The organism is Franconibacter pulveris (assembly GCF_056780215.1).
Genome location: NZ_CM165555.1, coordinates 3,603,721 through 3,628,691 on the forward strand (window position 1 = coordinate 3,603,721; position 24,971 = coordinate 3,628,691).

Annotated in this window: 21 protein-coding genes, 2 tRNA genes, 3 rRNA genes and 1 other annotated feature; of the genes, 7 read left to right on the plus strand and 19 right to left on the minus strand. The window is 54.4% G+C overall.

Annotated elements, in window-relative coordinates; translation table 11 throughout:
* Window positions 1–39: 39 nt before the first annotated feature.
* From rrf to rluD, 8 genes are all read right to left on the minus strand, one after another.
* A 5S ribosomal RNA gene (gene rrf, locus ACU4F7_RS17005) occupies window positions 40–155 on the minus strand.
* Window positions 156–246: 91 nt separating this feature from the next.
* A 23S ribosomal RNA gene (locus ACU4F7_RS17010) occupies window positions 247–3,152 on the minus strand.
* A gap of 186 nt (window positions 3,153–3,338) precedes the next feature.
* Window positions 3,339–3,414, minus strand: a tRNA-Ala gene (locus ACU4F7_RS17015).
* A 35-nt stretch (window positions 3,415–3,449) separates the two neighbouring features.
* Window positions 3,450–3,526 (minus strand) — tRNA-Ile (locus ACU4F7_RS17020).
* 68 nt (window positions 3,527–3,594) lie between these two features.
* A 16S ribosomal RNA gene (locus ACU4F7_RS17025) occupies window positions 3,595–5,136 on the minus strand.
* The 16S, 23S and 5S rRNA genes sit together here with 2 tRNA genes alongside, the layout of an rRNA operon.
* A gap of 442 nt (window positions 5,137–5,578) precedes the next feature.
* Entirely contained in the window at window positions 5,579–8,152 is a 2,574-nt protein-coding gene (gene clpB / locus ACU4F7_RS17030; protein WP_024556475.1) for an ATP-dependent chaperone ClpB, read from the minus strand.
* A 129-nt stretch (window positions 8,153–8,281) separates the two neighbouring features.
* The gene (gene yfiH, locus ACU4F7_RS17035) at window positions 8,282–9,013 is read right to left on the minus strand and encodes a purine nucleoside phosphorylase YfiH (RefSeq protein ID WP_029589835.1); all 732 of its coding nucleotides are present in this window, start codon (window positions 9,011–9,013) and stop codon (window positions 8,282–8,284) included.
* Window positions 9,010–9,990, minus strand: a complete 981-nt coding sequence (gene rluD / locus ACU4F7_RS17040) for a 23S rRNA pseudouridine(1911/1915/1917) synthase RluD (protein ID WP_029589836.1) — start codon at window positions 9,988–9,990, stop codon at window positions 9,010–9,012. Before rluD ends, yfiH begins: the two co-directional genes overlap by 4 nt.
* 126 nt (window positions 9,991–10,116) lie before the next feature.
* On the opposite strand from rluD, the gene bamD reads away from it, so the two are divergent.
* Window positions 10,117–10,854 (plus strand): outer membrane protein assembly factor BamD, encoded by a 738-nt coding sequence (bamD, locus tag ACU4F7_RS17045; protein WP_024556472.1) that lies wholly within the window; start codon window positions 10,117–10,119, stop codon window positions 10,852–10,854.
* 58 nt (window positions 10,855–10,912) lie between these two features.
* Here bamD and ACU4F7_RS17050 read toward each other — a convergent pair whose 3' ends face one another.
* The gene (locus ACU4F7_RS17050; protein ID WP_481637404.1) at window positions 10,913–12,124 is read right to left on the minus strand and encodes a lysozyme inhibitor LprI family protein; all 1,212 of its coding nucleotides are present in this window, start codon (window positions 12,122–12,124) and stop codon (window positions 10,913–10,915) included.
* Between the two features lie 356 nt (window positions 12,125–12,480).
* Here ACU4F7_RS17050 and raiA point away from each other — a divergent pair, with 356 nt between their 5' ends.
* From raiA to pheA, 3 genes are all read left to right on the plus strand, one after another.
* Complete coding sequence (gene raiA, locus ACU4F7_RS17055) at window positions 12,481–12,819, plus strand: ribosome-associated translation inhibitor RaiA (protein WP_029589839.1); 339 nt, start codon at window positions 12,481–12,483, stop codon at window positions 12,817–12,819.
* Window positions 12,820–12,915: 96 nt separating this feature from the next.
* Window positions 12,916–13,041 (plus strand) — a sequence feature (Phe leader region).
* Window positions 12,917–12,964, plus strand: a complete 48-nt coding sequence (gene pheL / locus ACU4F7_RS17060) for a pheA operon leader peptide PheL (RefSeq protein ID WP_121497579.1) — start codon at window positions 12,917–12,919, stop codon at window positions 12,962–12,964. (Overlaps the previous feature by 48 nt.)
* Before the next feature lie 20 nt (window positions 13,042–13,061).
* The gene (pheA, locus tag ACU4F7_RS17065) at window positions 13,062–14,222 is read left to right on the plus strand and encodes a bifunctional chorismate mutase/prephenate dehydratase (RefSeq protein ID WP_481637405.1); all 1,161 of its coding nucleotides are present in this window, start codon (window positions 13,062–13,064) and stop codon (window positions 14,220–14,222) included.
* A 15-nt stretch (window positions 14,223–14,237) separates the two neighbouring features.
* Here pheA and ACU4F7_RS17070 read toward each other — a convergent pair whose 3' ends face one another.
* The 3 genes from ACU4F7_RS17070 to aroF all read right to left on the minus strand — a co-directional run bounded on the left by ACU4F7_RS17070 (window position 14,238) and on the right by aroF (window position 17,404).
* Window positions 14,238–15,125, minus strand: a complete 888-nt coding sequence (locus tag ACU4F7_RS17070; RefSeq protein ID WP_481637406.1) for an SMP-30/gluconolactonase/LRE family protein — start codon at window positions 15,123–15,125, stop codon at window positions 14,238–14,240.
* Window positions 15,126–15,201: 76 nt separating this feature from the next.
* A complete protein-coding gene (gene tyrA / locus ACU4F7_RS17075; RefSeq protein WP_029589842.1) occupies window positions 15,202–16,323 on the minus strand; it encodes a bifunctional chorismate mutase/prephenate dehydrogenase in 1,122 nt (373 codons plus the stop codon).
* Window positions 16,324–16,333: 10 nt separating this feature from the next.
* Window positions 16,334–17,404 carry a 3-deoxy-7-phosphoheptulonate synthase AroF gene (aroF, locus tag ACU4F7_RS17080; RefSeq protein WP_481637407.1) on the minus strand — a complete coding sequence of 357 codons (1,071 nt, stop codon included), beginning with the start codon at window positions 17,402–17,404 and terminating at the stop codon, window positions 16,334–16,336.
* 270 nt (window positions 17,405–17,674) lie between these two features.
* Here aroF and ACU4F7_RS17085 point away from each other — a divergent pair, with 270 nt between their 5' ends.
* On the plus strand, window positions 17,675–18,049 hold the full coding sequence (locus tag ACU4F7_RS17085; protein WP_481637408.1) for a DUF2799 domain-containing protein: 375 nt from the start codon (window positions 17,675–17,677) through the stop codon (window positions 18,047–18,049).
* Window positions 18,050–18,081: 32 nt separating this feature from the next.
* On the opposite strand, the gene ACU4F7_RS17090 is transcribed toward ACU4F7_RS17085, so the two are convergent.
* Window positions 18,082–19,458: a PepSY-associated TM helix domain-containing protein gene (locus ACU4F7_RS17090; protein ID WP_481637409.1), complete on the minus strand. Its 1,377-nt coding sequence runs from the start codon at window positions 19,456–19,458 to the stop codon at window positions 18,082–18,084.
* A gap of 65 nt (window positions 19,459–19,523) precedes the next feature.
* Window positions 19,524–19,985 carry a DUF2946 domain-containing protein gene (locus ACU4F7_RS17095; protein WP_481637410.1) on the minus strand — a complete coding sequence of 154 codons (462 nt, stop codon included), beginning with the start codon at window positions 19,983–19,985 and terminating at the stop codon, window positions 19,524–19,526.
* Window positions 19,986–20,224: 239 nt separating this feature from the next.
* Here ACU4F7_RS17095 and ACU4F7_RS17100 point away from each other — a divergent pair, with 239 nt between their 5' ends.
* Complete coding sequence (locus ACU4F7_RS17100; RefSeq protein WP_481637411.1) at window positions 20,225–20,626, plus strand: BPSL0067 family protein; 402 nt, start codon at window positions 20,225–20,227, stop codon at window positions 20,624–20,626.
* Complete coding sequence (locus tag ACU4F7_RS17105) at window positions 20,613–20,978, plus strand: STY0301 family protein (RefSeq protein WP_481637412.1); 366 nt, start codon at window positions 20,613–20,615, stop codon at window positions 20,976–20,978. Before ACU4F7_RS17100 ends, ACU4F7_RS17105 begins: the two co-directional genes overlap by 14 nt.
* Window positions 20,979–21,109: 131 nt before the next feature.
* On the opposite strand, the gene rplS is transcribed toward ACU4F7_RS17105, so the two are convergent.
* From rplS to ffh, 5 genes are all read right to left on the minus strand, one after another.
* On the minus strand, window positions 21,110–21,457 hold the full coding sequence (gene rplS / locus ACU4F7_RS17110; protein ID WP_002914145.1) for a 50S ribosomal protein L19: 348 nt from the start codon (window positions 21,455–21,457) through the stop codon (window positions 21,110–21,112).
* Window positions 21,458–21,504: 47 nt separating this feature from the next.
* Window positions 21,505–22,278, minus strand: a complete 774-nt coding sequence (gene trmD, locus ACU4F7_RS17115; RefSeq protein ID WP_024556463.1) for a tRNA (guanosine(37)-N1)-methyltransferase TrmD — start codon at window positions 22,276–22,278, stop codon at window positions 21,505–21,507.
* Between the two features lie 32 nt (window positions 22,279–22,310).
* Window positions 22,311–22,859 (minus strand): ribosome maturation factor RimM, encoded by a 549-nt coding sequence (gene rimM, locus ACU4F7_RS17120; protein WP_029589847.1) that lies wholly within the window; start codon window positions 22,857–22,859, stop codon window positions 22,311–22,313.
* 18 nt (window positions 22,860–22,877) lie between these two features.
* Window positions 22,878–23,126: a 30S ribosomal protein S16 gene (gene rpsP / locus ACU4F7_RS17125; RefSeq protein ID WP_024556461.1), complete on the minus strand. Its 249-nt coding sequence runs from the start codon at window positions 23,124–23,126 to the stop codon at window positions 22,878–22,880.
* A 391-nt stretch (window positions 23,127–23,517) separates the two neighbouring features.
* Window positions 23,518–24,879 (minus strand): signal recognition particle protein, encoded by a 1,362-nt coding sequence (ffh, locus tag ACU4F7_RS17130; protein ID WP_024554765.1) that lies wholly within the window; start codon window positions 24,877–24,879, stop codon window positions 23,518–23,520.
* Between the last annotated feature and the right edge of the window lie 92 nt (window positions 24,880–24,971).

The window sequence follows — 24,971 nt, forward strand, 5'->3', positions numbered from 1 at the left end:
AAAGCCCATCCGTGAGGATGGGCTTTTCACCTGTTTGATGCCTGGCAGTTCCCTACTCTCGCATGGGGAGACCCCACACTACCATCGGCGCTACGGCGTTTCACTTCTGAGTTCGGCATGGGGTCAGGTGGGACCACCGCGCTACGGCCGCCAGGCAGATTCTGTTCACCCACCGCTTTCGCCATGAGTGGTTATCCGTCACAAGCTGAAATTTCTCAAATCACGCCAAAACATCTTCGGCGTTGTAAGGTTAAGCCTCACGGTTCATTAGTACCGGTTAGCTCAACGCATCGCTGCGCTTACACACCCGGCCTATCAACGTCGTCGTCTTCAACGTTCCTTCAGGAGACTCGAAGTCTCAGGGAGAACTCATCTCGGGGCAAGTTTCGTGCTTAGATGCTTTCAGCACTTATCTCTTCCGCATTTAGCTACCGGGCAGTGCCATTGGCATGACAACCCGAACACCAGTGATGCGTTCACTCCGGTCCTCTCGTACTAGGAGCAACCCCCCTCAATTCTCCAGCGCCCACGGCAGATAGGGACCGAACTGTCTCACGACGTTCTAAACCCAGCTCGCGTACCACTTTAAATGGCGAACAGCCATACCCTTGGGACCTACTTCAGCCCCAGGATGTGATGAGCCGACATCGAGGTGCCAAACACCGCCGTCGATATGAACTCTTGGGCGGTATCAGCCTGTTATCCCCGGAGTACCTTTTATCCGTTGAGCGATGGCCCTTCCATACAGAACCACCGGATCACTATGACCTGCTTTCGCACCTGCTCGAGCCGTCACTCTCGCAGTCAAGCCAGCTTATGCCATTGCACTAACCTCCTGATGTCCGACCAGGATTAGCTGACCTTCGTGCTCCTCCGTTACACTTTGGGAGGAGACCGCCCCAGTCAAACTACCCACCAGACACTGTCCCCACGCCGGATCACGGCGCCAGGTTAGAACATCAAACATTAAAGGGTGGTATTTCAAGGTTGGCTCCACGCAGACTGGCGTCCACGCTTCAAAGCCTCCCACCTATCCTACACATCAAGGCTCAATGTTCAGTGTCAAGCTGTAGTAAAGGTTCACGGGGTCTTTCCGTCTTGCCGCGGGTACACTGCATCTTCACAGCGAGTTCAATTTCACTGAGTCTCGGGTGGAGACAGCCTGGCCATCATTACGCCATTCGTGCAGGTCGGAACTTACCCGACAAGGAATTTCGCTACCTTAGGACCGTTATAGTTACGGCCGCCGTTTACCGGGGCTTCGATCAGGAGCTTCTCTTGCGATAACCCCATCAATTAACCTTCCGGCACCGGGCAGGCGTCACACCGTATACGTCCACTTTCGTGTTTGCACAGTGCTGTGTTTTTAATAAACAGTTGCAGCCAGCTGGTATCTTCGACTGGTTTCAGCTCCGCGAGCAAGTCGCTTCACCTACGCACCAGCGTGCCTTCTCCCGAAGTTACGGCACCATTTTGCCTAGTTCCTTCACCCGAGTTCTCTCAAGCGCCTTGGTATTCTCTACCTGACCACCTGTGTCGGTTTGGGGTACGATTTCGTGTTACCTGATGCTTAGAGGCTTTTCCTGGAAGCAGGGCATTTGTTGCTTCAGCACCGTGGTGCCTCGTCATCACGCCTCAGTGTTAAAGTGAACCGGATTTACCTGGAACACCCACCTACACGCTTAAACCGGGACAACCGTCGCCCGGCCAACATAGCCTTCTCCGTCCCCCCTTCGCAGTAACACCAAGTACAGGAATATTAACCTGTTTCCCATCGACTACGCCTTTCGGCCTCGCCTTAGGGGTCGACTCACCCTGCCCCGATTAACGTTGGACAGGAACCCTTGGTCTTCCGGCGAGCGGGCTTTTCACCCGCTTTATCGTTACTTATGTCAGCATTCGCACTTCTGATACCTCCAGCAGACCTCACAGTCCACCTTCGACGGCTTACAGAACGCTCCCCTACCCAACAACGCTTGCGCGTCGCTGCCGCAGCTTCGGTGCATGGTTTAGCCCCGTTACATCTTCCGCGCAGGCCGACTCGACCAGTGAGCTATTACGCTTTCTTTAAATGATGGCTGCTTCTAAGCCAACATCCTGGCTGTCTGGGCCTTCCCACATCGTTTCCCACTTAACCATGACTTTGGGACCTTAGCTGGCGGTCTGGGTTGTTTCCCTCTTCACGACGGACGTTAGCACCCGCCGTGTGTCTCCCGTGATAACATTCTCCGGTATTCGCAGTTTGCATCGGGTTGGTAAGCCGGGATGGCCCCCTAGCCGAAACAGTGCTCTACCCCCGGAGATGAGTTCACGAGGCGCTACCTAAATAGCTTTCGGGGAGAACCAGCTATCTCCCGGTTTGATTGGCCTTTCACCCCCAGCCACAGGTCATCCGCTAATTTTTCAACATTAGTCGGTTCGGTCCTCCAGTTAGTGTTACCCAACCTTCAACCTGCCCATGGCTAGATCACCGGGTTTCGGGTCTATACCCTGCAACTTAACGCCCGGTTAAGACTCGGTTTCCCTTCGGCTCCCCTATACGGTTAACCTTGCTACAGAATATAAGTCGCTGACCCATTATACAAAAGGTACGCAGTCACCCTCTTACGAAGGCTCCCACTGCTTGTACGTACACGGTTTCAGGTTCTGTTTCACTCCCCTCGCCGGGGTTCTTTTCGCCTTTCCCTCACGGTACTGGTTCACTATCGGTCAGTCAGGAGTATTTAGCCTTGGAGGATGGTCCCCCCATCTTCAGACAGGATATCACGTGTCCCGCCCTACTCATCGAGCTCACAACCTGTGTGTCTTCGTGTACGGGACTTTCACCCTGTATCGTGCGACTTTCCAGACGCTTCCACTGACACACAAGCTGATTCAGGCTCTGGGCTGTTCCCCGTTCGCTCGCCGCTACTGGGGGAATCTCGGTTGATTTCTTTTCCTCGGGGTACTTAGATGTTTCAGTTCCCCCGGTTCGCCTCGTTAGCCTATGTATTCAGCTAACGATAGTGCAACGGATTGCACTGGGTTTCCCCATTCGGACATCGTCGGTTATAACGCCTCATATCAGCTTACCGACGCTTTTCGCAGATTAGCACGTCCTTCATCGCCTCTGACTGCCAGGGCATCCACCGTGTACGCTTAGTCGCTTAACCTCACAACCCGAAGATGTTTCTCGCGAATCATCATCGTGCTGCAAGCATTTGAGAGACTCGAACATATCGCGCGTCATTCCTTATTACGGAGGAATGCGACGACATGTCGTTTCAATTTTCAGCTTGTTCCGGATTGTTAAAGAGCAAATACTTCGCAGTATACTCACCGAGTACACTCTGAAGTGATGGTGGAGCTATGCGGGATCGAACCGCAGACCTCCTGCGTGCAAAGCAGGCGCTCTCCCAGCTGAGCTATAGCCCCATACAGTAGTTAAAACCTCTGCAACTCAAAAGAGTTGGTAGGCCTGAGTGGACTTGAACCACCGACCTCACCCTTATCAGGGGTGCGCTCTAACCACCTGAGCTACAAGCCTGTAGAGGTTTTACTGCTCGTTTTTCGTCAGACAATCTGTGTGAGCACTTCAGGGAGGTATCTTTAAGGTAAGGAGGTGATCCAACCGCAGGTTCCCCTACGGTTACCTTGTTACGACTTCACCCCAGTCATGAATCACAAAGTGGTAAGCGCCCTCCCGAAGGTTAAGCTACCTACTTCTTTTGCAACCCACTCCCATGGTGTGACGGGCGGTGTGTACAAGGCCCGGGAACGTATTCACCGTGGCATTCTGATCCACGATTACTAGCGATTCCGACTTCATGGAGTCGAGTTGCAGACTCCAATCCGGACTACGACGCACTTTATGAGGTCCGCTTGCTCTCGCGAGGTCGCTTCTCTTTGTATGCGCCATTGTAGCACGTGTGTAGCCCTGGCCGTAAGGGCCATGATGACTTGACGTCATCCCCACCTTCCTCCGGTTTATCACCGGCAGTCTCCTTTGAGTTCCCGGCCGGACCGCTGGCAACAAAGGATAAGGGTTGCGCTCGTTGCGGGACTTAACCCAACATTTCACAACACGAGCTGACGACAGCCATGCAGCACCTGTCTCAGAGTTCCCGAAGGCACCAATCCATCTCTGGAAAGTTCTCTGGATGTCAAGGCCAGGTAAGGTTCTTCGCGTTGCATCGAATTAAACCACATGCTCCACCGCTTGTGCGGGCCCCCGTCAATTCATTTGAGTTTTAACCTTGCGGCCGTACTCCCCAGGCGGTCGACTTAACGCGTTAGCTCCGGAAGCCACGCCTCAAGGGCACAACCTCCAAGTCGACATCGTTTACGGCGTGGACTACCAGGGTATCTAATCCTGTTTGCTCCCCACGCTTTCGCACCTGAGCGTCAGTCTTCGTCCAGGGGGCCGCCTTCGCCACCGGTATTCCTCCAGATCTCTACGCATTTCACCGCTACACCTGGAATTCTACCCCCCTCTACGAGACTCAAGCCTGCCAGTTTCAAATGCAGTTCCCGGGTTGAGCCCGGGGATTTCACATCTGACTTAACAGACCGCCTGCGTGCGCTTTACGCCCAGTAATTCCGATTAACGCTTGCACCCTCCGTATTACCGCGGCTGCTGGCACGGAGTTAGCCGGTGCTTCTTCTGTGAGTAACGTCAATCGCGATGCGTATTAAACATCGCGCCTTCCTCCTCACTGAAAGTACTTTACAACCCGAAGGCCTTCTTCATACACGCGGCATGGCTGCATCAGGCTTGCGCCCATTGTGCAATATTCCCCACTGCTGCCTCCCGTAGGAGTCTGGACCGTGTCTCAGTTCCAGTGTGGCTGGTCATCCTCTCAGACCAGCTAGGGATCGTCGCCTAGGTGAGCCGTTACCCCACCTACAAGCTAATCCCATCTGGGCACATCTGATGGCATGAGGCCCGAAGGTCCCCCACTTTGGTCTTGCGACATTATGCGGTATTAGCCACCGTTTCCAGTGGTTATCCCCCTCCATCAGGCAGTTTCCCAGACATTACTCACCCGTCCGCCGCTCGTCAGCGAATCAGCAAGCTGATCCCTGTTACCGCTCGACTTGCATGTGTTAGGCCTGCCGCCAGCGTTCAATCTGAGCCATGATCAAACTCTTCAATTAAAGTTTGATGCTCAATGAATTAAACTTCGTAATGAATTACGTGTTCACTCATGAGACTTGCTAATCATTTATCGTCCGGGGACGTTAAGATATCGCAGCCCTGAGTGCCCACACAGATTGTCTGACAAATTGTTAAAGAGCAGTGCGACGCGGCATTCAGCCTGCTGTCGCGAGGTGGCGTATATTACGCTTTCCTCTTTCAGAGTCAACCCTTAATTTCAGGATTTTTTCTCTTCCGACTCACCGTCGCTGTGTGATGTTGTTCACCAGCGCCGTGTCGATGGAGGCGCATTATAGGGCCTGTTTTCAGGCTGACAAGTGAAAATTAGAAAAAAGTTATCGTCCGCTTCTTTTTCAATCATCACGCTGAAAAGATCGTCATCATTGCCTGGTTTTCAAACAAAAACGAGCCCCGCAGGGCCCGTTTTTATGATTTTGCGATTTACTGCACAGCTGCAATCTTCTCGTCCTTCACCACTAGCTCAATCGTTTTGCCAGGAATCAACTCTCCGGACAAAATCTGCTGCGCCAGCGGGTTTTCGATCTGCTGCTGGATAGCGCGCTTCAGCGGACGCGCGCCATAGACGGGATCGTAGCCATTTTCGCCAAGCAACCGCAGCGCCTCATCGGAGATATGCACAGCATAGCCTCGCTCCTCCAGACGTTTATAAAGACGTTGCAGCTGAATCTGCGCAATCGAGGCGATATGACGCTGACCAAGCGGATGGAAAACCACTACCTCATCTATACGGTTAATGAATTCAGGGCGGAAGTTATGGCTAACCACACCCAACACTAAATCCTTCATGCTGGCATAGTCCAGTTCGCCGAAACGCTCCTGAATCAAGTCAGACCCCAGGTTTGACGTCATAATGACAACCGTATTGCGGAAGTCGACCGTTCTGCCCTGCCCATCCGTCAGTCGTCCATCGTCCAGCACTTGCAACAGAATGTTGAAAACATCCGGGTGCGCCTTCTCTACTTCATCCAGCAGGATAACGGAGTATGGCCGACGGCGTACCGCTTCCGTTAAATACCCGCCCTCTTCATAACCGACATAGCCTGGAGGCGCGCCGACCAGACGAGATACAGAGTGTTTCTCCATAAATTCCGACATGTCGATACGCACCATCGCATCGTCGCTATCAAACATAAAGTTAGCCAGCGCCTTACACAGCTCCGTTTTACCCACACCGGTCGGCCCCAGGAAGAGGAAGGAGCCAATTGGACGGTTCGGGTCGGAGAGCCCAGCGCGGCTGCGGCGAATCGCATTTGAAACCGCTTCGACGGCTTCATCCTGGCCGATCACGCGATGGTGAAGCTCCTGCTCCATACGCAACAGCTTCTCGCGCTCGCTTTCCATCATTCGGGAAACAGGAATACCGGTCCAGCGCGCCAGCACTTCTGCGATTTCCGCATCGGTGACTTTATTGCGAAGCAGACGCATGGTTTTCCCTTCCGACTGCGTTGCCGCCGCCAGCTGTTTTTCAAGCTCCGGAATTTTCCCGTACTGAAGCTCGGACATTCGCGCCAGGTCCCCTACGCGGCGCGCCTGTTCAATCGCGATCTTAGCCTGCTCCAGTTCCGCTTTAATGGTCTGTGTACCCGAAAGAGAGGCTTTTTCCGCTTTCCACTCTTCTTCCAGCCCGGAGTATTGACGTTCTTTATCCGCCAGTTCTTCATTCAGCATATCAAGGCGTTTTTTACTCGCCTCGTCCGATTCTTTCATCAGCGCCTGCTGTTCAAGCTTCAACTGGATAATACGGCGGTCGAGGCGGTCAAGCTCTTCCGGCTTCGAGTCAATCTGCATGCGAATACTGGATGCCGCTTCGTCGATAAGGTCGATGGCTTTGTCCGGCAACTGGCGATCTGAAATATAGCGATGCGAAAGCGTAGCCGCCGCGACGATAGCCGGGTCGGTTATTTGCACATGATGATGCAGCTCATAACGCTCTTTCAGCCCACGCAGGATGGCGATGGTGTCTTCAACCGTCGGCTCCGCCACAAACACTTTCTGGAAACGGCGCTCCAGCGCAGCGTCTTTTTCAATATATTGACGATATTCATCAAGCGTAGTGGCGCCCACGCAGTGCAGCTCGCCGCGGGCCAGTGCAGGTTTCAGCATGTTGCCGGCATCCATGGCGCCGTCAGCTTTACCTGCGCCAACCATGGTATGCAGCTCATCGATAAACAGAATGACGTTGCCTTCCTGTTTCGAAAGGTCGTTCAACACGCCTTTCAGGCGTTCTTCAAACTCGCCGCGGTATTTCGCCCCGGCCACCAGCGCGCCCATGTCCAGCGCCAGCACGCGGCGGCCTTTCAACCCTTCCGGCACTTCGCCATTAACAATGCGCTGCGCCAGACCTTCCACGATAGCGGTCTTACCTACCCCAGGCTCGCCAATCAATACCGGGTTATTCTTGGTACGGCGTTGCAACACCTGAATGGTGCGTCGAATCTCTTCATCGCGGCCAATTACCGGGTCAAGTTTGCCCTGCTCGGCGCGTTCGGTAAGATCGACGGTATATTTTTTCAATGCCTGACGTTGGTCTTCAGCACCCTGATCGTTCACGCTTTCGCCTCCACGCATTTGATCAATAGCCTGAGTAACAGAAGCTGTAGTCGCACCGGCGTTTTTCAGCAAATCCGCAAGCGTGCCGCGCGATTCCAGCGCCGCCAGAACGAAAAGCTCTGACGAGATAAAATTGTCGTTCCGCTTCTGCGCCAGCTTATCGCACAGATTCAATACGCGGACGAGATCCTGAGAAGGCTGCACATCGCCGCCTGTGCCCTCAACCTGCGGCAGACGATTCAGCGCTTGCTCAATAGCGGTGCTCAACTGGCCTGCATTCACGCCAGCTGAAGTTAATAAAGGGCGCACGGAGCCGCCTTCCTGATTGAGCAGCGCGCTCATCACATGAAGGGGTTCGATAAATTGGTTGTCGTGCCCAAGAGCGAGAGACTGGGCATCGGCGAGGGCGAGTTGGAACTTATTAGTAAGACGATCCAGACGCATAACTCCTCCCATAACAGGTCAAAATTGCTACTGGAGATTAAATGAGGTCATCCCTCAATTATTCAAGGTGAATGACCTGAAATATAAGAGGTTTGAGTTACGCGTACTGGATCGTCTTGATTCAATAGGTTATATCAGCCAAATAAAACTTGCCATACGACCCGTGGTTCTGTCGCGGCGATATGAGAAAAAATCGCGCTTTTCGGTATATGTGCAGCGGTCGCCGCCGTAGATGTGCTCAACGCCGACGTTAGCCAGCCGCTGCCGCGCCAATTGATAAATATCGGCCAAGTATTTGTCAGCTAAAGGACGAAACGCGCGCTCCGCCTGGGCGTCTTTTGCCATAAACGCTTCACGCACTTCAGGCCCGACTTCAAACGCCTGCGGGCCAATGGCAGGCCCAAGCCAGGCCATGATGTTTTGCGGTTCATCCTGAAAGCAGGCAACCGTTTCTTCCAGTACGCCTTCGCATAATCCGCGCCAGCCGGCATGCGCCGCCGCCACTTCCGTAGCGCTTTTATTACAGAACAGGACTGGCAGGCAATCCGCCGTCATCACCGCGCAAACCGTGCCTGCTGTATTGCTGTAAGAAGCATCTGCCCGCTTAGAAGCGTAAGGCTCGCCGGTAAGCTTTAACACCGTCTTGCCGTGCACTTGTTCGAGCCAGACGGGTTTGGAGGGGAAATTCGCCGCCTCATAAACGCGTCTGCGATTCTCTTCGACATGCGTCAGATCATCGCCGCAATGCGCGCCCAGGTTAAGAGCGTCCCAGGGAGACAGACTTACGCCGCCTACTCTCGTGGTGCTGCATGCCGCCACGCCTTCAGGCAACGGCCACTGCGGGATAATCAATTTGCTCATAACCAGTCCACTTGATCTTTGTGCGTTTCGAAATCGGCGCGCAGCGCTTCGATCAATTCCACCATATCCTGCGGAATAGGCGCATGCCATTCCATCATAATACCGCTGATGGGGTGATAAAGACGCAGCATCGTGGCGTGAAGCGCCTGACGATCAAAATTACGCAACGCCTGAATAAACGCCTCGGAGGCGCCTTTCGGCGGGCGAGGACGGCCGCCGTAAAGCTGATCGCCCACCAGCGGATGGGTGATATGCGCCATATGAACACGGATCTGGTGCGTGCGGCCTGTTTCAAGGCGCAGGCGCAGACGGGTGTGAATACGGAAATGTTCCATAATGCGGTAATGCGTTACCGCAGGTTTCCCCATCGGATGCACCGACATATGGGTACGCTTGGTGGGATGGCGGCTGATAGGCTCGCTCACCGTACCGCCCGCGGTCATATGACCAATCGCCACCGCTTCATACTCGCGCGTAATTTCACGCAATTGCAGCGCTTCCACCAGCCGGGTTTGCGCCGGAACGGTTTTTGCCACCACCATCAGACCCGTGGTGTCTTTATCCAGACGATGGACAATGCCTGCGCGCGGCACATCAACAATCGGCGGATAATAGTGCAACAATGCGTTCAGCACCGTGCCATCGGGGTTGCCTGCGCCCGGGTGGACGACGAGGTCGCGCGGCTTGTTGATAACAAGGATGTCTTCATCTTCATAGACGATATCCAGAGGAATATCTTGCGGCTCAAAACGCGCTTCCTCTTCGATTTCAGCATTGATGGCGACACTCTCCCCACCCAACACTTTCTCTTTCGGCTTATCGCAAATTTTGCCATTGACCAGCACGCGTTGGTCCAGAATCCACTCTTTTATGCGTGAGCGCGAATAATCCGGGAACAATTCAGCCAAAGTCTGATCTAAGCGTTGGCCGAGTTGTTTTTCGGACACCGTTGCGGTGAGTTGTACTAGTTGTGCCATATACAGCTTCTTCGTTAACGTTGGGTTTTACGGCTTTGCCGTTTAATATAGTGTGCTATTGTAGCTGGTCTTAATCGGGAGCTGGAACAGAACCTCCCGCAAACATCTGAGGAAAGTCAAATAGTCATGACGCGCATGAAATATCTGGTGGCAGCCGCCACGTTGAGCCTGGCTTTGGCGGGTTGCTCCAGTTCTAAGGACGAGGTTCCTGATAATCCGCCTTCGGAAATCTACGCGACTGCTCAGCAAAAGTTGCAGGACGGTAACTGGAAAGCGGCGATAACGCAACTGGAAGCGCTGGATAATCGCTATCCATTCGGCCCTTACTCCCAGCAAGTGCAGCTTGATCTGATTTATGCGTATTATAAAAACGCCGATCTGCCGCTGGCGCAGGCCGCTATTGACCGTTTCATGCGTCTCAATCCGACCCATCCTAACATCGATTATGTTATTTACATGCGCGGTTTGACTAACATGGCGCTGGACGACAGCGCGCTGCAGGGCTTCTTTGGCGTTGACCGCAGCGACCGCGATCCGCAGCACGCCCGCGACGCCTTCCGCGATTTCTCGAAGCTGGTGCGCGGCTACCCTCGCAGCCAGTATGTTACCGACGCCAGCAAACGCCTGGTCTACCTGAAAGACCGCCTGGCGAAATATGAGCTTTCCGTCGCTGAGTATTATACCCGCCGCGGCGCCTGGGTGGCGGTTGTTAACCGCGTAGAAGGCATGCTGCGTGATTACCCGGATACTCAGGCGACCCGTGAAGGTCTGGGCCTGATGGAAAATGCCTACCGCGAGCTTCAGCTCAACGCGCAGGCGGATAAAGTCGCGAAGATCATTGCGGCCAACAACAGCGGTTCCTGAAACCTGTCGACACAGGAAAAGCCAGCCTGCGGGCTGGCTTTTTTATGGGCGCTCCGCGCTACTCTCCAGTCCAGCCTGAGCCATCAATAAACATCATTCGGTCAGCCAGCCACTGGTTTACAATATTATCCGCGCCTTTAAGTCCATTTTCAGCCGTCCAGCCCAGATCGTTCTGAAGCCATTCAGCGGTTGCCTTACGGGCAGGCTCAATCGCTGCGAGCGCTTGCTCGCGCTGCGCTTTGGGCCAGATTTTTTCATCTTTCCAGTTCTGGATTTCCGCCACCGGGCTTTCGTTTTTACCCGGTTTTTTCGGCATAGTCAGATAATCTTCCGGCGCCACGGTTACGTGTAAATCAAAGATGCGCCAGTCGGCATAGCTGGCGTACTGAATAGTCCCGGCATCCTGACTAACCTTCGCCAGCACATCTGAAAAAGCGTTATCTAACGCCGTCCAGGCCGGATTGTCGAAAATCACATCCTGCGGCTTACAAACCGGCGCGCCGCCATCGCGGGAAGAACCATACATCCCCCCGAATGCGGTATATGCCACGTCGCCATGAGCCTTGAATATAAAGCAGTGCACATAAGGCCGGTCGTCGTCATCGTCGTACTGGTAATCAACACGCTCGATATTCATACGCAACAGCGTCAATACCTTGCGATCCGCGCTCTCTTTAGGATCGCTGTCGATGTCTTTCATCACCGAATAAGCAAAATCGTCGTCCCGCAACCCTTCAAGCGCCATCTGGTGATACTTATGAGCTTCCTGCGCCGTCACGCCGCTTGCCGGGACAAAATGGTTTAGGTAAACCAACCATGCCGACGCGAGCGGCGTCTGGTATTGCCGCAATTTATCGGCAGCATTAACGGGAGAGTCAGGGATCAGACTTACAGCCGCATCAAAATCGCTGGCGGCCCGATGATGAATGTCCTGGAGCGCCGTTGCGCGCGCTTTCATTATGGGTTCCAGGCAAGCTTTAAGGTCGCCGGAATTATTTGCACAGGCATTACGCTTTTTAAGCCACGCGCGCTGCTCAGTACGCAAAGCGGAAGCCTGACCGACCGGCAGGTCAGCCATAGCACGCACGTAATAGTTATCGATCCGGCCATCAAGTTCGTTCAGCGCCGGGGTATTGCAAATAGCATGTTCGATATCAGTGCCAGCCTTTGCGCAGTCGAATGAGGCGGCGAAAGCAGGCGTTGCACCACAGGCCAACGTAAAACATACCGCGAGCCGACAAAGCGCTGCCAGCCGTAAGGGCGTTCTCATAGTTATCCTTTTTAAATGTTTTAATCCGTAAGCTTCAGGCGAGCGTTACCCCGCCATTATTACTGAATCGGCGTTTTTCGTGGAGCACCTGGAAAAGGTAAGCGGGAAAAAACGTTTAAAAAACAGGCAACACAAAGAAGTGGATGAAAAAAGAACAGACCAGCCGGGAGTGTTAACTTATCAACTATGACCGCTTTCGCCACAGGCTACAAGTTCTAAATGCCCCCTTCCTGTCCTGCCTCACAAAAGCGCTGCATTGACAAAAAGTGACAAAATTAAGTGATCTTAATCACACAAATTGACACCCGAGGCGGTATGCTGAAGTTACCAAGACGGAAAGACAAGAGGTAAGATTTATGACAATGAACATTACCAGCAAACAAATGGATATCACCCCGGCCATCCGCCAGCATGTCACCGACCGTCTCGCCAAACTTGATAAATGGCAAACGCATCTGATTAACCCACATATCGTTTTATCAAAAGAACCGCAGGGTTTCGTCGCCGATGCGACCATCAACACCCCTAACGGGCAGCTTATCGCCAGCGCCAGACATGACGACATGTATACCGCCATTAATGAACTCATCAACAAGCTGGAGCGCCAGCTAAACAAAGTGCAGCACAAAGGAGAAGCGCGTCGCGCCACCACCTCAGTGAAAGATGCAAGCTTCGTAGAAGCAGAAGAAGAGTAAACTCAACCGCTCCAGTAACGCGCCTCAGGGCGCGTTTTTTATTGACAGAACAAAAACGGTGCAGGTACTTTACCTGTAGCCTACACAGGAATCTTTGATGAAACTTCTACCGTTCTTCTTCGCTTTCTTTTTTACCTTCCCCTGAATGGGAGGCGTTTCGTCGTGTAAGAAAACAAGCGAAGACGAACTGACAGGCCTCCCAAAACGGGAGGCCTTTTTTATGGATAACGAAAAGGTGCGTTATGACTGCGGAAAACCCGTTATTAGCCCTGCGCGATAAAATCAGCGCTCTGGATGAACAACTGCTGGCGCTGCTGGCGCAGCGTCGCGAACTGGCAGTGGAAGTGGGTAAAGCGAAACTTGCCACCCACCGTCCGGTGCGCGATATCGATCGCGAGCGTGATTTGCTGGAGCGGCTTATCGCGCTGGGCAAACCGCACCACCTCGATGCGCATTACATCACCCGGCTTTTCCAGCTGATTATTGAAGACTCTGTTCTTACCCAACAAGCGCTGCTGCAACACCATCTTAACAACACCAATCCGCACTCCGCCCGCATCGCGTTTCTCGGCCCGAAAGGCTCCTATTCTCATCTTGCTGCGCGGCAGTATGCCGCCCGCCATTTCGATCACTTCATCGAAAGCGGCTGCGCCAAATTCCAGGAGATTTTCAATCAGGTGGAAACAGGCCAGGCAGACTACGCCGTCGTGCCGCTGGAGAACACCAGCTCGGGGGCCATTAATGATGTTTACGATTTGCTCCAGCACACCACGCTCTCTATTGTTGGCGAGATGACGGTACCGGTCGACCATTGCGTGCTGGTCGCAACCTCAACGGACCTTGCGCAAATCGACACGGTTTACAGCCATCCGCAACCGTTCCAGCAGTGCAGCCAGTTTATTAACCGCTATCCGCACTGGAAAATTGAATATTGCGAAAGCACCGCGGCGGCGATGGAAAAAGTCGCGCAGGCTAAATCGCCTCGCGTAGCGGCGCTGGGCAGCGAAGCAGGCGGCGCGCTATACGGTTTACAGGTGCTGGAGCGCAACCTCGCGAACCAGACGCAGAATATCACCCGCTTTGTGATACTGGCCCGTAAGGCGATCAACGTCTCGGAACAGGTTCCGGCGAAAACGACCCTGCTGATGGCGACAGGTCAACAGGCGGGCGCGCTGGTTGAAGCGTTACTGGTGCTGCGCAACCATAACCTGATTATGACGCGTCTGGAGTCGCGCCCGATCCACGGTAATCCATGGGAAGAGATGTTCTACCTGGACATTCAGGCCAACGTGAAAGAGACCGCCATGCAGCAGGCGCTCCGCGAACTGGCGGAAATCACCCGCTCCATGAAAGTGCTCGGCTGTTATCCGAGCGAGAACGTGGTGCCGGTCGACCCGGCCTGACAGGCCTGGCGACGGTTATATCGATTGAGAAGCCGTTTCTTTAAACTTCGGCTTCTCAATGCCTGCCACCTCGACCTCAAGCGTAAAAATAGCGCCAGAAAGCGGACGCTCCGCCAACTCCTGCGGCTCCATATTTTCACGGGAGGTGGTGATAAACAGCGTTTTCATGTCCGGGCCGCCAAAGCAGACCATTGTCGGGCAGCGCACCGGCAGCCGATATTCCGCCAGTTGTTCACCCTGTGGTGAAAAGCGGGAGATACGCCAGCCGTCATAGAGCGCCGTCCAGTAGCAACCCTCTTTATCTATTGCGGCGCCGTCGGGGCCCCCTTCTCCTTCAGCAAAGCGCTTAAATAGTTCGCGCTTGCCCGGCTCGCCCTGCTCATCCAGCGGCGTGCGATAAATTACCGCGTTTGGCGTATCCGAGGTATACATCCAGTCTCCCTCTTCCGTGAAGGCCAGGCCATTCGCTCCCAGAATGTCGCTATGGATGACACGGGGCTTAAGATTGTTATCCACCCGCACCAGCAGCGCGCCGTTATAATCGCCCGGGGCCCAGAAAGTGCCCGCGTAGAAACGTCCTGCGCGGTCGGTGCCGCCGTCGTTAAAGCGCGCCAGCGCCGGGTTGCTGGGGTTGTCACAGACTTTATGGGTCAGCGCGCCATGTTCATCGGTAAGCCAGATGGCGTTGCGCAGCGCGACAATAAAGCCGCCCTTTTCACGCAGCGCAAAGCAGCCTACCTCTTCAGGAAACTTCCAGACCCGGTGCTCTGCGCGTTGCAGATGATAGCGATGGATCTCTTTCGCATTGATATCGGTCCAGTAAAGCGCCTGTTCCTCCGCATCCCAGGTTGGCCCCTCCGGCAGCTCGCCGGTGTAGTCAAATAACGGTTTCGGTTCTGTCATGCCAGCCATCCTTTTGTCGCCATGAAAAAAGCCAGTGAGTTTTCTCACTGGCTTTTGAGTATAAGTCGCTTTTGGCTTACTGGCGGCTGTCGTTGGCCTGGCGCAACAGCGTGCGGCTTTCACTCTGGAACCGCTTCGCGTAATCACCGAACCAGTGCTCAACCTTACGGAAGCTATCGATAAAGGCCTGTTTGTCGCCCTGTTCAAGCAGGCCGATGGCCTCGCCAAAACGCTGATAGTAACGCTTGATAAGCGCGAGATTATTGGGCGACGACATAATAATATCGGCGTAAAGCTGCGGATCCTGCGCAAACAGTCGCCCCACCATCGCCAGCTCCAGCCGGTAAATAGGCGAAGAGAGCGACAGCAATTGTTCCAGTTGTACATTTTCTTCCGCCAGATGCAGGCCGTAAGCAAACGTAGCGAAATGACGAAGCGCCTGAATGAACGCCATGTTCTGGTCATGCTCAACGGCGCTGATGCGATGCAGGCGCGCGCCCCAGACCTGAATTTGCTCAAGGAACCACTGGTACGCTTCCGGCTGACGGCCATCGCAGTAAACCACAACCTGTTTAGCGAGGCTGCCGCTGTCCGGGCCAAACATCGGATGCAGACCGAGCACCGGTCCCCGGTGGGAAGCGAGCATCGCCTGCAGCGGGCCGTTTTTCACCGATGCGAGGTCGACCAGAATACAATCCTCCGGCAGCGCAGGCAGCTTCGCGATAACCTGTTCCGTTACATGAATCGGCACGCTGACGATAACCATGCCGGCATCCGCCAGCAGCGCTTCGGCGCGCGGCCAGTCTTCTTGCTCCAGAATACGTACTTCATAACCTGAAAGCGTCAGCATCTTTTCAAACAGACGCCCCATCTGGCCGCCGCCGCCAACGATAACCACCGGGCGCAACGTCGGGCAGAGGGTTTTAAAGCCTTTATCATTTTCGCTGGAGTATGACTCACGCATTACGCGTCTGAGCACATCTTCAATAAGGTCAGGCGGTACGCCGAGGGCTTCCGCTTCATGACGGCGCGAGGCGAGCATAGAGGCCTCGCGCTCCGGCACATAAATTGGCAGCCCATAGCGGCTTTTCACTTCGCCGACTTCCGCTACCAGTTCCAGCCGGCGCGCCAGTAACCCCAGCAGCGCCTTGTCCACTTCATCAATTTGATCGCGCAGGGCGGTCAATTCAGCCACCATAACTAACCTCTTATACGAGACGCGCCGCCAGCGAGCCGTCCAGATCCTGATGAATTTCGCGCAGCAGCGCTTCGGTGGTTTCCCAGCTGATACAGGCATCCGTTACCGATACGCCGTATTTCATCTCGCTGCGCGGCTGCTCAGAAGACTGATTGCCTTCGTGCAGATGACTTTCAATCATCAGGCCGATAATAGAGCGGTTGCCGTCTTTAATCTGCGCCACGGCGGATTCCGCCACGCCTGGCTGGCGACGATAGTCTTTATTGGAGTTGCCATGACTGCAATCTATCATCAGCGCCGGACGCAGTCCCGCCTGCTCCATCTCTTTTTCGCACTGAGCGACATCCGCCGGGCTGTAGTTAGGCGCTTTGCCGCCGCGCAGAATCACATGACCGTCCGGGTTGCCCTGGGTTTGCAGCAGACAAACCTGCCCTGCCTGGTTAATGCCGACAAAACGGTGCGGCATCGCGGCGGCGCGCATGGCGTTGATGGCTGTCGCAAGGCTGCCGTCAGTGCCGTTCTTAAAGCCGACCGGCATAGAGAGACCGGAGGCCATTTCACGGTGGGTCTGAGACTCCGTCGTCCGCGCGCCAATCGCCGACCAGCTAAACAGGTCGCCCAGGTATTGCGGGCTATTTGGGTCAAGGGCTTCGGTCGCCAGCGGCAGACCGAGGCTTGCCAGTTCGACCAGCAAACGACGGGCGATTTTCAGCCCGGCTTCTACATCAAACGAGCCATCCATGTGCGGATCGTTAATCAGCCCTTTCCAGCCCACGGTAGTACGGGGTTTTTCAAAATAGACGCGCATAACCAGGTAAAGCGTATCGCTGACCTCTTCCGAGAGGGCTTTAAAACGACGAGCATAGTCAATCGCAGCTTCAGGATCGTGGATCGAGCAAGGTCCACAAACCACCAGCAGACGCGGATCGCGACCGGCGATGATATCGGAGATCGTCTGACGAGACCGGGCTATCTGCGCTTCTTGATCGGCGGAGAGCGGGAATTCGGCTTTCAGTTGATCGGGAGTGATTAACACCTGTTCATCGGCGATATGTACGTTATTCAGCGCGTCTTTTTGCATGATGGCGATCCTTAGTTTGCTCGTTGCGATAGTCGTTACCCTAACGGGTGAAAACACCATATCATACAGAGTAAAGATTTCAACACGAAATACGTAAATTAATCGTTACACAAGCCAACTGAAAGCGAAAATATCTGGCTAAATATGGAAAGAAAAAATTACAGCACCCAGGACGCTATCACCAGACATAAGGGCAGGCCGTAAGATCCGGCGAGAAACGCAGCGGCAAGCTATGCTGAAAGTATCAACATGAAATAAGGATACATTCCCGTGCTGCGCATTTTATCCGCTTTGCTTCTGGTATTGCTTACCGGCTGTCAGGTCGATCCTTACACGCACGCCCCTGCGCGCGGCGCCACCGACTGGTATCAGGCTGGTTTTGAAGACGCCACGGCAGGCGCACAGAAGAAAAACGACGAGACCCTTGCCGCTAACTTCAACGATAAGAAAGTGGATCGCAAAGCCTACCTGCGCGGTTATGCCAGTGGTCAGCAAAAAATTTGTCGGCCCGATCTGCTTTATGCCTGGGGCCTCGCCGGGAAAATTTTCCCGACGGGGTGCGACGATGTCGATGCGGCGCCGCAGTTGCGCCAGCAGTGGCAAAAAGGAATGGATGAAGGCGTAAGCGCGTCGCGGCTCAATTAATTACGCCCTGCCAGGCAACAGGGCGTTATTGATTAGCCGTTTGAGCTGGCAAGACGGCGCTTTTGCCCCTGCCAGCGCACGATATCTATAATAAAGAACAGCAGCAGGCTTACGCCCATCACCGGCAGCGCAAAACCGAGCAGCAGCGCCATAAGCAGCGTCGTTGCCTTGCCCGCGCCGCCAAGCGAAAGCCATGCTTCGCTCAGCGTCACCGCCGGGCTAACCTGCGCCCCTGCGGGGCGGCGCAGCCACCACAGGCGGTATCCCATGACGATGGCGACGCACAGCCCAATACCGAATGCGATTAGCGCCAGTTGGTTCGGCAAACCAAACAGCACGCCCATATGAAAATCGACGCCCCAGCGGGTGAGCTTCGCCATTAACGGGAAATCCGCGAACCGGGCTTCATCCACCACCTGTAAATGCGTGGCATCGATGGCGACGGCATCCACCTGCGTTGGCCAGCGGCGATCCACTTCTGTTACCGTCCACGCCTGCTGCGCTTCGCGAGGCGGCCGGATTTCCACTTTCGCAGCATCGATTCCCGCGCGGCGCGCCGCTTCCAGCACCGCATCTATCCGCGATGCGTCTGCCTTCGGCGTCATCATCACAGGAGTGTGGTGCATATGATGTTCAGCATGCGGATCGGCGAGCGCCGTCTCTCCTGCTGCCAGCGCCGTGCTGACCTGCGGCGTCAGCCAGCCCATCGCGGCGCGAAGCTTGTCCACGTTTGCGCCTGCCCACTGCGACCATGTCAGCCCGGTCGCTGAGAAGAGCAGCAATCCCGCCAGCAGAAGCCAGCCGAGCGTAATGTGCAGGCGTCGGGTCTGAACGAAGGCGTTCGCTTTTGCAGGACGCTGCGGCCGTTTCGGACGCGTCAGCCACCACAGGGCGATGCCGCCAGACGCCGCCACCCACATCCAGGAGGCGGCCAACTCGCTGTAGACTCGTCCCGCATCACCCAGCAGTAATGAACGATGCAGATAATCAATTCGCTGGCGCAGCGGTAAAATGCCGCTGGTGCCGTAGACCGTCATGTCGCCTGTTACCGCAAGCGTCACCGGATCGATGAAAATTCCCCGCGTTTCGGAGGGGCCGAGCGTGGGGTCGGCAAACATTACGCGCGTGGTTTCGCCAGGCTCAGAAGCAGGACGAACGGCATAAAGGCGCAGCGTTTCGCCGGTAGCCTTTTGAGCCGCAGCCACCTGCCGGGCAAGCGGCTGCGCCTCTCCTTGCGCATCGCTGTATAAAGCGGAAGCGTAAACCGCGTTCTCCAGTTGCGGCGTTGCCACATAGAGCGTGCCCGAAAGCGCGGCAATAAAGATAAACGGGCCGATGAACAGCCCAATATAGAAATGGAACCGGCGCAGCAGGGTAAGCCAGGCCGCGCGTGCAGATGAGGTTGTCATACTTTTCCTTAGGTAATAATGAAGCCTCGCCTTTCGCGCCAGCGGCGCAAAAGTGTCGTAAGGGATCAGGAAAAAGCAGACAGCCGAGGCGGCGCGCGGGTATGGGGACGAGACCAGGGCGTAAACAGCCAGAGCGGCTCAACCCTGACGACACGACGGATAACACGCTGGCGCAGCCAGCCGAAAACCAGCAGCACGGCAAGCAGAATAAGCCCCGGCACATGCGTCAGCAGTACGCAGTAACCGCACGCTTCGGCGTGGTCAATATGCGATGTTAGCGGGACGTCATCATTCATCACGTGCGATGGCATCTGCGACATGTCGTGGTGATCGTGCCGTTGATGAGTAAGAGAGTGGTGTTTCTGCACTGACATGCCCATTTCATGGTGCATAACGACCATTACTTTAGTTACAGAGCTTTGTAGCGAAACAGAAATCAGCGGTGCAACCAAAATTAACAGGATCGCAAACAGCGCCAGCATTGCTGCTGCGCGTTTCATTGCATAGTGATGAAAAACGTTATTCACCGCCTCTCCTTTTGGTTGAGACTATATTGTAAAAGATTTAACAAGGAATAGTTAATTTTTACAAATATGCAGGTGCGATATGCTTTATCGATTTCTTCTGCTAACCGCTTGATTAGCTTTAACTGTTACGTGTTCAAGTCATTAAGACTTAATCGTTTCCTAAATACAAATTCTTATCTTGTCTTTGTTGTTGTTCAGGATAAACCTATCCCCCTAATAACATGGAGAGAGATAAGGAAATGGCTTATATTGCAAAAACAGCAAGGGCTTATATTGGTCAATTAATTGGCAACGGACAGTGCGTAGCTTATACAAAGAAAGCGGCTACGATGCCTCCCACTGTTGCATGGAGACGAGGCGATGCGGTCAAAGGTAATGCAGACATTGCTCCCGGTACGGCAATTGCCACCTTCGATAGCAGCGGGAGATACGGTAATCACACAGATGGACGTTCTCATGCAGCCATTTATCTGGAGCAAGATGCAAATGGCATTCGCGTGCTTGATCAATGGGTATCTCACCGTCTAACTCGCACAGGTGAGAAAATAACGGTTCCACAGCCTGTACATGAACGTATCATCCGTTTTCATAAAGCGCCGCGCGCAGAAAACGACGGAGATAATTATTATGTGGTGGAATAAATACCTATTTTCAGGCACGGCTATCTGGCTGATAATAAGTGCTGCACAGGCGCAGAATCTGGCCTGCCCACAGACATTTCCAACAAGCAATAAAGCAAACACCTTACGGGATGCCAGCCTGTTTATTGGCCCTCAGCAAAATAAAACGGACTTAATGCCTGACACACCCAATGAAACTGTCTGGACACTTCCTGATTATCAGGATGAAGCAAAAAATAGCCATACTGACCTCTATCTCATCTGTAAATACCATAACACCGATAAAACAGTAGATCTTAAAGTCCCCCAAAGCGCCAAAGAATGCTCCGCCAGGTACGATAATCAAAACCAGCTTGTTGCGTTATGCTGGTAACGTTCTTTTGAACTTCAGGGTTGATGAGTAAGCACGGCAAACCAACGTCCCCCTACTATGCCGCTATACAAAAATAAAAAAGGCCTGGCAGATGCCAGGCCTTTTTAACTGGGATGTCGCGAAAGCGAATCTTAGTTAAGACGCTCTTTGATACGAGCAGACTTACCGGTACGCTCACGCAGGTAGTACAGTTTAGCTTTACGAACGGCACCACGACGTTTAACAGCGATGCTGTCAACAACCGGAGAGTGAGTCTGGAAGACACGCTCAACGCCTTCGCCGTTGGAAATCTTACGAACAGTGAATGCAGAGTGCAGACCGCGGTTACGAATAGCGATAACCACGCCCTCGAATGCCTGCAGACGTTTTTTGGAACCTTCAACAACCCATACTTTCACTTCCACGGTATCACCCGGACGGAAGGAAGGTACGTCCTGCTTCATCTGCTCTTGTTCAAGTTGCTTAATAATGTTGCTCATAATTTAATCTCTTATCCTGGGTAAACTGATGTTTTGGGAGGCGGCGATTACGCTTCGCCTTGCCCATCATGTTTATGTTGCTGTTGCGTATGTTCCCGCTGGAACTCCGCCAGCAACCTTGCTTGCTCTTCAGTCAGAGCCAGGTTTTCCAGAAGTTCAGGTCTTCTAAGCCAGGTGCGGCCCAGCGACTGCTTCAGACGCCAGCGACGTATCTCGGCATGGTTGCCCGACAGCAATACCGCCGGTACTTCCATCCCTTCCAACACTTCAGGTCGGGTATAGTGTGGGCAATCCAGCAACCCGTCGGCAAAGGAATCTTCCGTCGCCGAAGCCTCATGTCCCAGCACTCCCGGTATAAACCGGGCGACCGAGTCAATCAGAGTCATTGCTGGCAGCTCGCCACCGCTGAGTACGTAATCGCCGATTGACCATTCTTCGTCAATTTCGGTCTGGATCACACGCTCATCTATCCCTTCGTACCGGCCGCAAACCAGAATTAACTTCTCGTTCGTCGCCAGTTCGCTGACGCCAGCTTGATCAAGCTTGCGTCCCTGAGGTGAAAGATAAATCACCTTCGCGCCTTCGCCCGCCGCGGCTTTCGCTGCATGGATGGCGTCCCGCAAGGGTTGCACCATCATCAGCATCCCCGGTCCGCCGCCGTAAGGACGATCGTCCACGGTACGGTGCCGGTCATGCGTGAAGTCGCGAGGACTCCAGCTGTCGATGCTCAGCAGGCCATTTTTTACTGCCCGGCCAGTTACCCCGTAATCGGTAATCGCGCGGAACATCTCAGGAAACAGGCTAATTATGCCAATCCACATAGCGCCGTCTTATTACCGTATTGTCCGGAGGTTCAAAAACCAGGATCCCAGTCTACTTCGATAGTACGAGTAGCGAGATCGACTTTCTTGATAACCTGCCCATCGAGGAACGGAAGAAGCCGCTCCTTGATGCCAAACGCATCTTTCAGGTTTGCCTTGATGACGAGGACGTCATTCGACCCGGTTTCCATCATATCGACGACTTTACCGAGGTCGTAGCCTTCCGTGGTGATAACCTGGCAGCCCATAAGGTCTTTCCAGTAGTAATCGCCCTCTTCAAGCTCCGGCAACTGCGAGGAATCCACGACAATTTCGCAATTGGTCAGCAGATTCGCGGCATCCCGATCGTCAACGCCTTTCAGCTTGATGATGAGATCCTGATTGTGGTGCCGCCAGCTTTCCAGCTCGACATGCTGCCACTGACCCGCCTTCTGGATAAACCAGGGCTGATAGTCAAAAATGCTTTCGGCGTCTTCGGTGGAGGAAAACACTCTGAGCCAACCACGGATACCGTAAGTAGAACCCATTTTCCCCAGCACTACCGGTTCAACAGGCGCTTTCGCGGTCTCTTGCTTGCTCATCATGACCACCGTGACAGATTAAGCTGCTTTTTTTGCTTCTTTGATCAGCGCGGCAACGCGATCGGAAAGGGTAGCGCCCTGGCCAACCCAGTGCTCGATACGATCCAGATTCAGGCGGGTGCCTTCTTCTTTTTCGTTAGCGATCGGGTTGAAGAAACCAACGCGCTCAATGAAGCGGCCGTTGCGTGCATTGCGGCTATCAGTAACGACAACCTGGTAGAACGGACGCTTTTTAGCGCCGTGACGTGCTAAACGAATAGTTACCATAACATCCTCTTGTGTGAATAAAACACCGGGCCCCATCGAGGAACGGAGCCCGGCGTCATATTAAAAGCCCGAAAATTTTACTGATTTCTGCGGAAAAAGCAATCTACTTATGAGGCGGCGTGTTTTAACGGCGCTGAAGGCCGTCGGCGGTGCAGGCTGTCTGGCGACGGCGTGCGCGCAGTCACCGGAGCGTACACGCAGTACGTGAGGATGGCGAGCACACCCCGACGTCAGAATGGCAAACAAGCCAGGCCCTTATTTTAACGGCAATGAAGGCCGTCGGCGGTGCAGGCAGTCTGGCGACGGCGTGCGCGCAGCCACCGGAGCGTACACGCAGTACGTGAGGATGGCGAGCACACCCCGGCGTCAGAATGGCAAACAAGCCAGGCCGTTAGCGCCCCGGGAATCCTGGGGGCATCATACCTTTCATCCCGCGCATCATTTTCGCCATTCCGCCTTTCTTCATTTTCTTCATCATGCGCTGCATGTCGTCGAACTGCTTAAGAAGGCGGTTCACGTCCTGCACCTGCATACCGCAGCCAGCGGCGATGCGGCGCTTGCGGGAGCCTTTGATGATATCCGGGTTGGCGCGCTCTTTGAGCGTCATGGAGCTAATAATGGCTTCCATACGCACCAGCACTTTGTCATCCATCTGCGACTTCACGTTGTCCGGAATCTGCCCCATGCCCGGCAGCTTGCCCATCAGGCTCGCCATGCCGCCCATGTTCTTCATCTGCTTGAGCTGCTCGAGGAAGTCGTTCAGGTCAAAACCGTCGCCTTTCTTCAGCTTATTGGCAAGCTTCTCCGCCTGCGCGCGGTCTACTTTGCTTTCGATATCTTCGATAAGCGACAGCACGTCGCCCATACCAAGGATACGCGAGGCGATGCGATCCGGGTGGAACGGCTCCAGCGCTTCGGTTTTCTCGCCCACGCCGAGGAACTTAATCGGCTTGCCGGTGATGTGACGAATGGAGAGCGCCGCGCCGCCGCGGGCGTCGCCGTCCACTTTGGTCAGCACCACGCCGGTGAGCGGCAGCGCTTCGTTAAAGGCTTTCGCGGTGTTGGCGGCGTCCTGGCCGGTCATGGCGTCGACGACGAACAGGGTTTCTACCGGTTTAATGGCGGCGTGAACCTGCTTGATTTCGTCCATCATCGCTTCGTCTACGTGCAGACGACCGGCGGTATCCACCAGCAGCACGTCGTAGAACTTAAGCTTCGCCTCTTTCAGCGCCGCGTTAACGATATCCACCGGCTTTTGCGCTACGTCGGAGGGGAAGAAATCCACGCCCACCTGCTGCGCCAGGGTTTCCAGCTGTTTGATCGCCGCCGGGCGATAAACGTCGGCGGAGACCACCATCACCTTTTTCTTCTGCTTTTCGCGCAGAAACTTGCCGAGCTTGCCGACGCTTGTGGTTTTACCGGCGCCCTGCAGGCCCGCCATCAGCACCACGGCGGGCGGCTGCGCGGCCAGGTTCAGGCTCTGGTTCTCTTCGCCCATCGCCGAAACGAGTTCGCTGCGCACGATTTTGACGAATTCCTGACCCGGGGTCAGGCTCTTGTTAACTTCATGGCCCACCGCTTTTTCTTTAACGCGGTTGATGAAGTCGCGCACGACCGGCAGCGCGACATCCGCCTCCAGCAGCGCCATGCGCACTTCACGCAGGGTCTCTTTAATGTTGTCTTCAGTCAGGCGTCCGCGGCCGCTGATATTGCGCAGCGTGCGCGACAAACGGTCAGTTAAATTATCAAACATTCTCTTTTGCCTAAGGGATAGCTTAAGGCCGCCGCAGCGACACTGATTCAGATTGTGGCGGAGTATAACATGAAGCCGCGCTGCATGTGATG

Bases quoted from the DNA above. Each gene is read 5' to 3' on its own strand.
- clpB (WP_024556475.1), bottom strand. From the start codon at position 8,152: ATGCGTCTGGATCGTCTTACTAATAAGTTCCAACTCGCCCTCGCCGAT.
- yfiH (WP_029589835.1), bottom strand. From the start codon at position 9,013: ATGAGCAAATTGATTATCCCGCAGTGGCCGTTGCCTGAAGGCGTGGCG.
- rluD (WP_029589836.1), bottom strand. From the start codon at position 9,990: ATGGCACAACTAGTACAACTCACCGCAACGGTGTCCGAAAAACAACTC.
- bamD (WP_024556472.1), top strand. From the start codon at position 10,117: ATGACGCGCATGAAATATCTGGTGGCAGCCGCCACGTTGAGCCTGGCT.
- ACU4F7_RS17050 (WP_481637404.1), bottom strand. From the start codon at position 12,124: ATGAGAACGCCCTTACGGCTGGCAGCGCTTTGTCGGCTCGCGGTATGT.
- raiA (WP_029589839.1), top strand. From the start codon at position 12,481: ATGACAATGAACATTACCAGCAAACAAATGGATATCACCCCGGCCATC.
- pheA (WP_481637405.1), top strand. From the start codon at position 13,062: ATGACTGCGGAAAACCCGTTATTAGCCCTGCGCGATAAAATCAGCGCT.
- ACU4F7_RS17070 (WP_481637406.1), bottom strand. From the start codon at position 15,125: ATGACAGAACCGAAACCGTTATTTGACTACACCGGCGAGCTGCCGGAG.
- tyrA (WP_029589842.1), bottom strand. From the start codon at position 16,323: ATGGTGGCTGAATTGACCGCCCTGCGCGATCAAATTGATGAAGTGGAC.
- aroF (WP_481637407.1), bottom strand. From the start codon at position 17,404: ATGCAAAAAGACGCGCTGAATAACGTACATATCGCCGATGAACAGGTG.
- ACU4F7_RS17090 (WP_481637409.1), bottom strand. From the start codon at position 19,458: ATGACAACCTCATCTGCACGCGCGGCCTGGCTTACCCTGCTGCGCCGG.
- ACU4F7_RS17100 (WP_481637411.1), top strand. From the start codon at position 20,225: ATGGCTTATATTGCAAAAACAGCAAGGGCTTATATTGGTCAATTAATT.
- ACU4F7_RS17105 (WP_481637412.1), top strand. From the start codon at position 20,613: ATGTGGTGGAATAAATACCTATTTTCAGGCACGGCTATCTGGCTGATA.
- rplS (WP_002914145.1), bottom strand. From the start codon at position 21,457: ATGAGCAACATTATTAAGCAACTTGAACAAGAGCAGATGAAGCAGGAC.
- trmD (WP_024556463.1), bottom strand. From the start codon at position 22,278: ATGTGGATTGGCATAATTAGCCTGTTTCCTGAGATGTTCCGCGCGATT.
- rimM (WP_029589847.1), bottom strand. From the start codon at position 22,859: ATGAGCAAGCAAGAGACCGCGAAAGCGCCTGTTGAACCGGTAGTGCTG.
- rpsP (WP_024556461.1), bottom strand. From the start codon at position 23,126: ATGGTAACTATTCGTTTAGCACGTCACGGCGCTAAAAAGCGTCCGTTC.
- ffh (WP_024554765.1), bottom strand. From the start codon at position 24,879: ATGTTTGATAATTTAACTGACCGTTTGTCGCGCACGCTGCGCAATATC.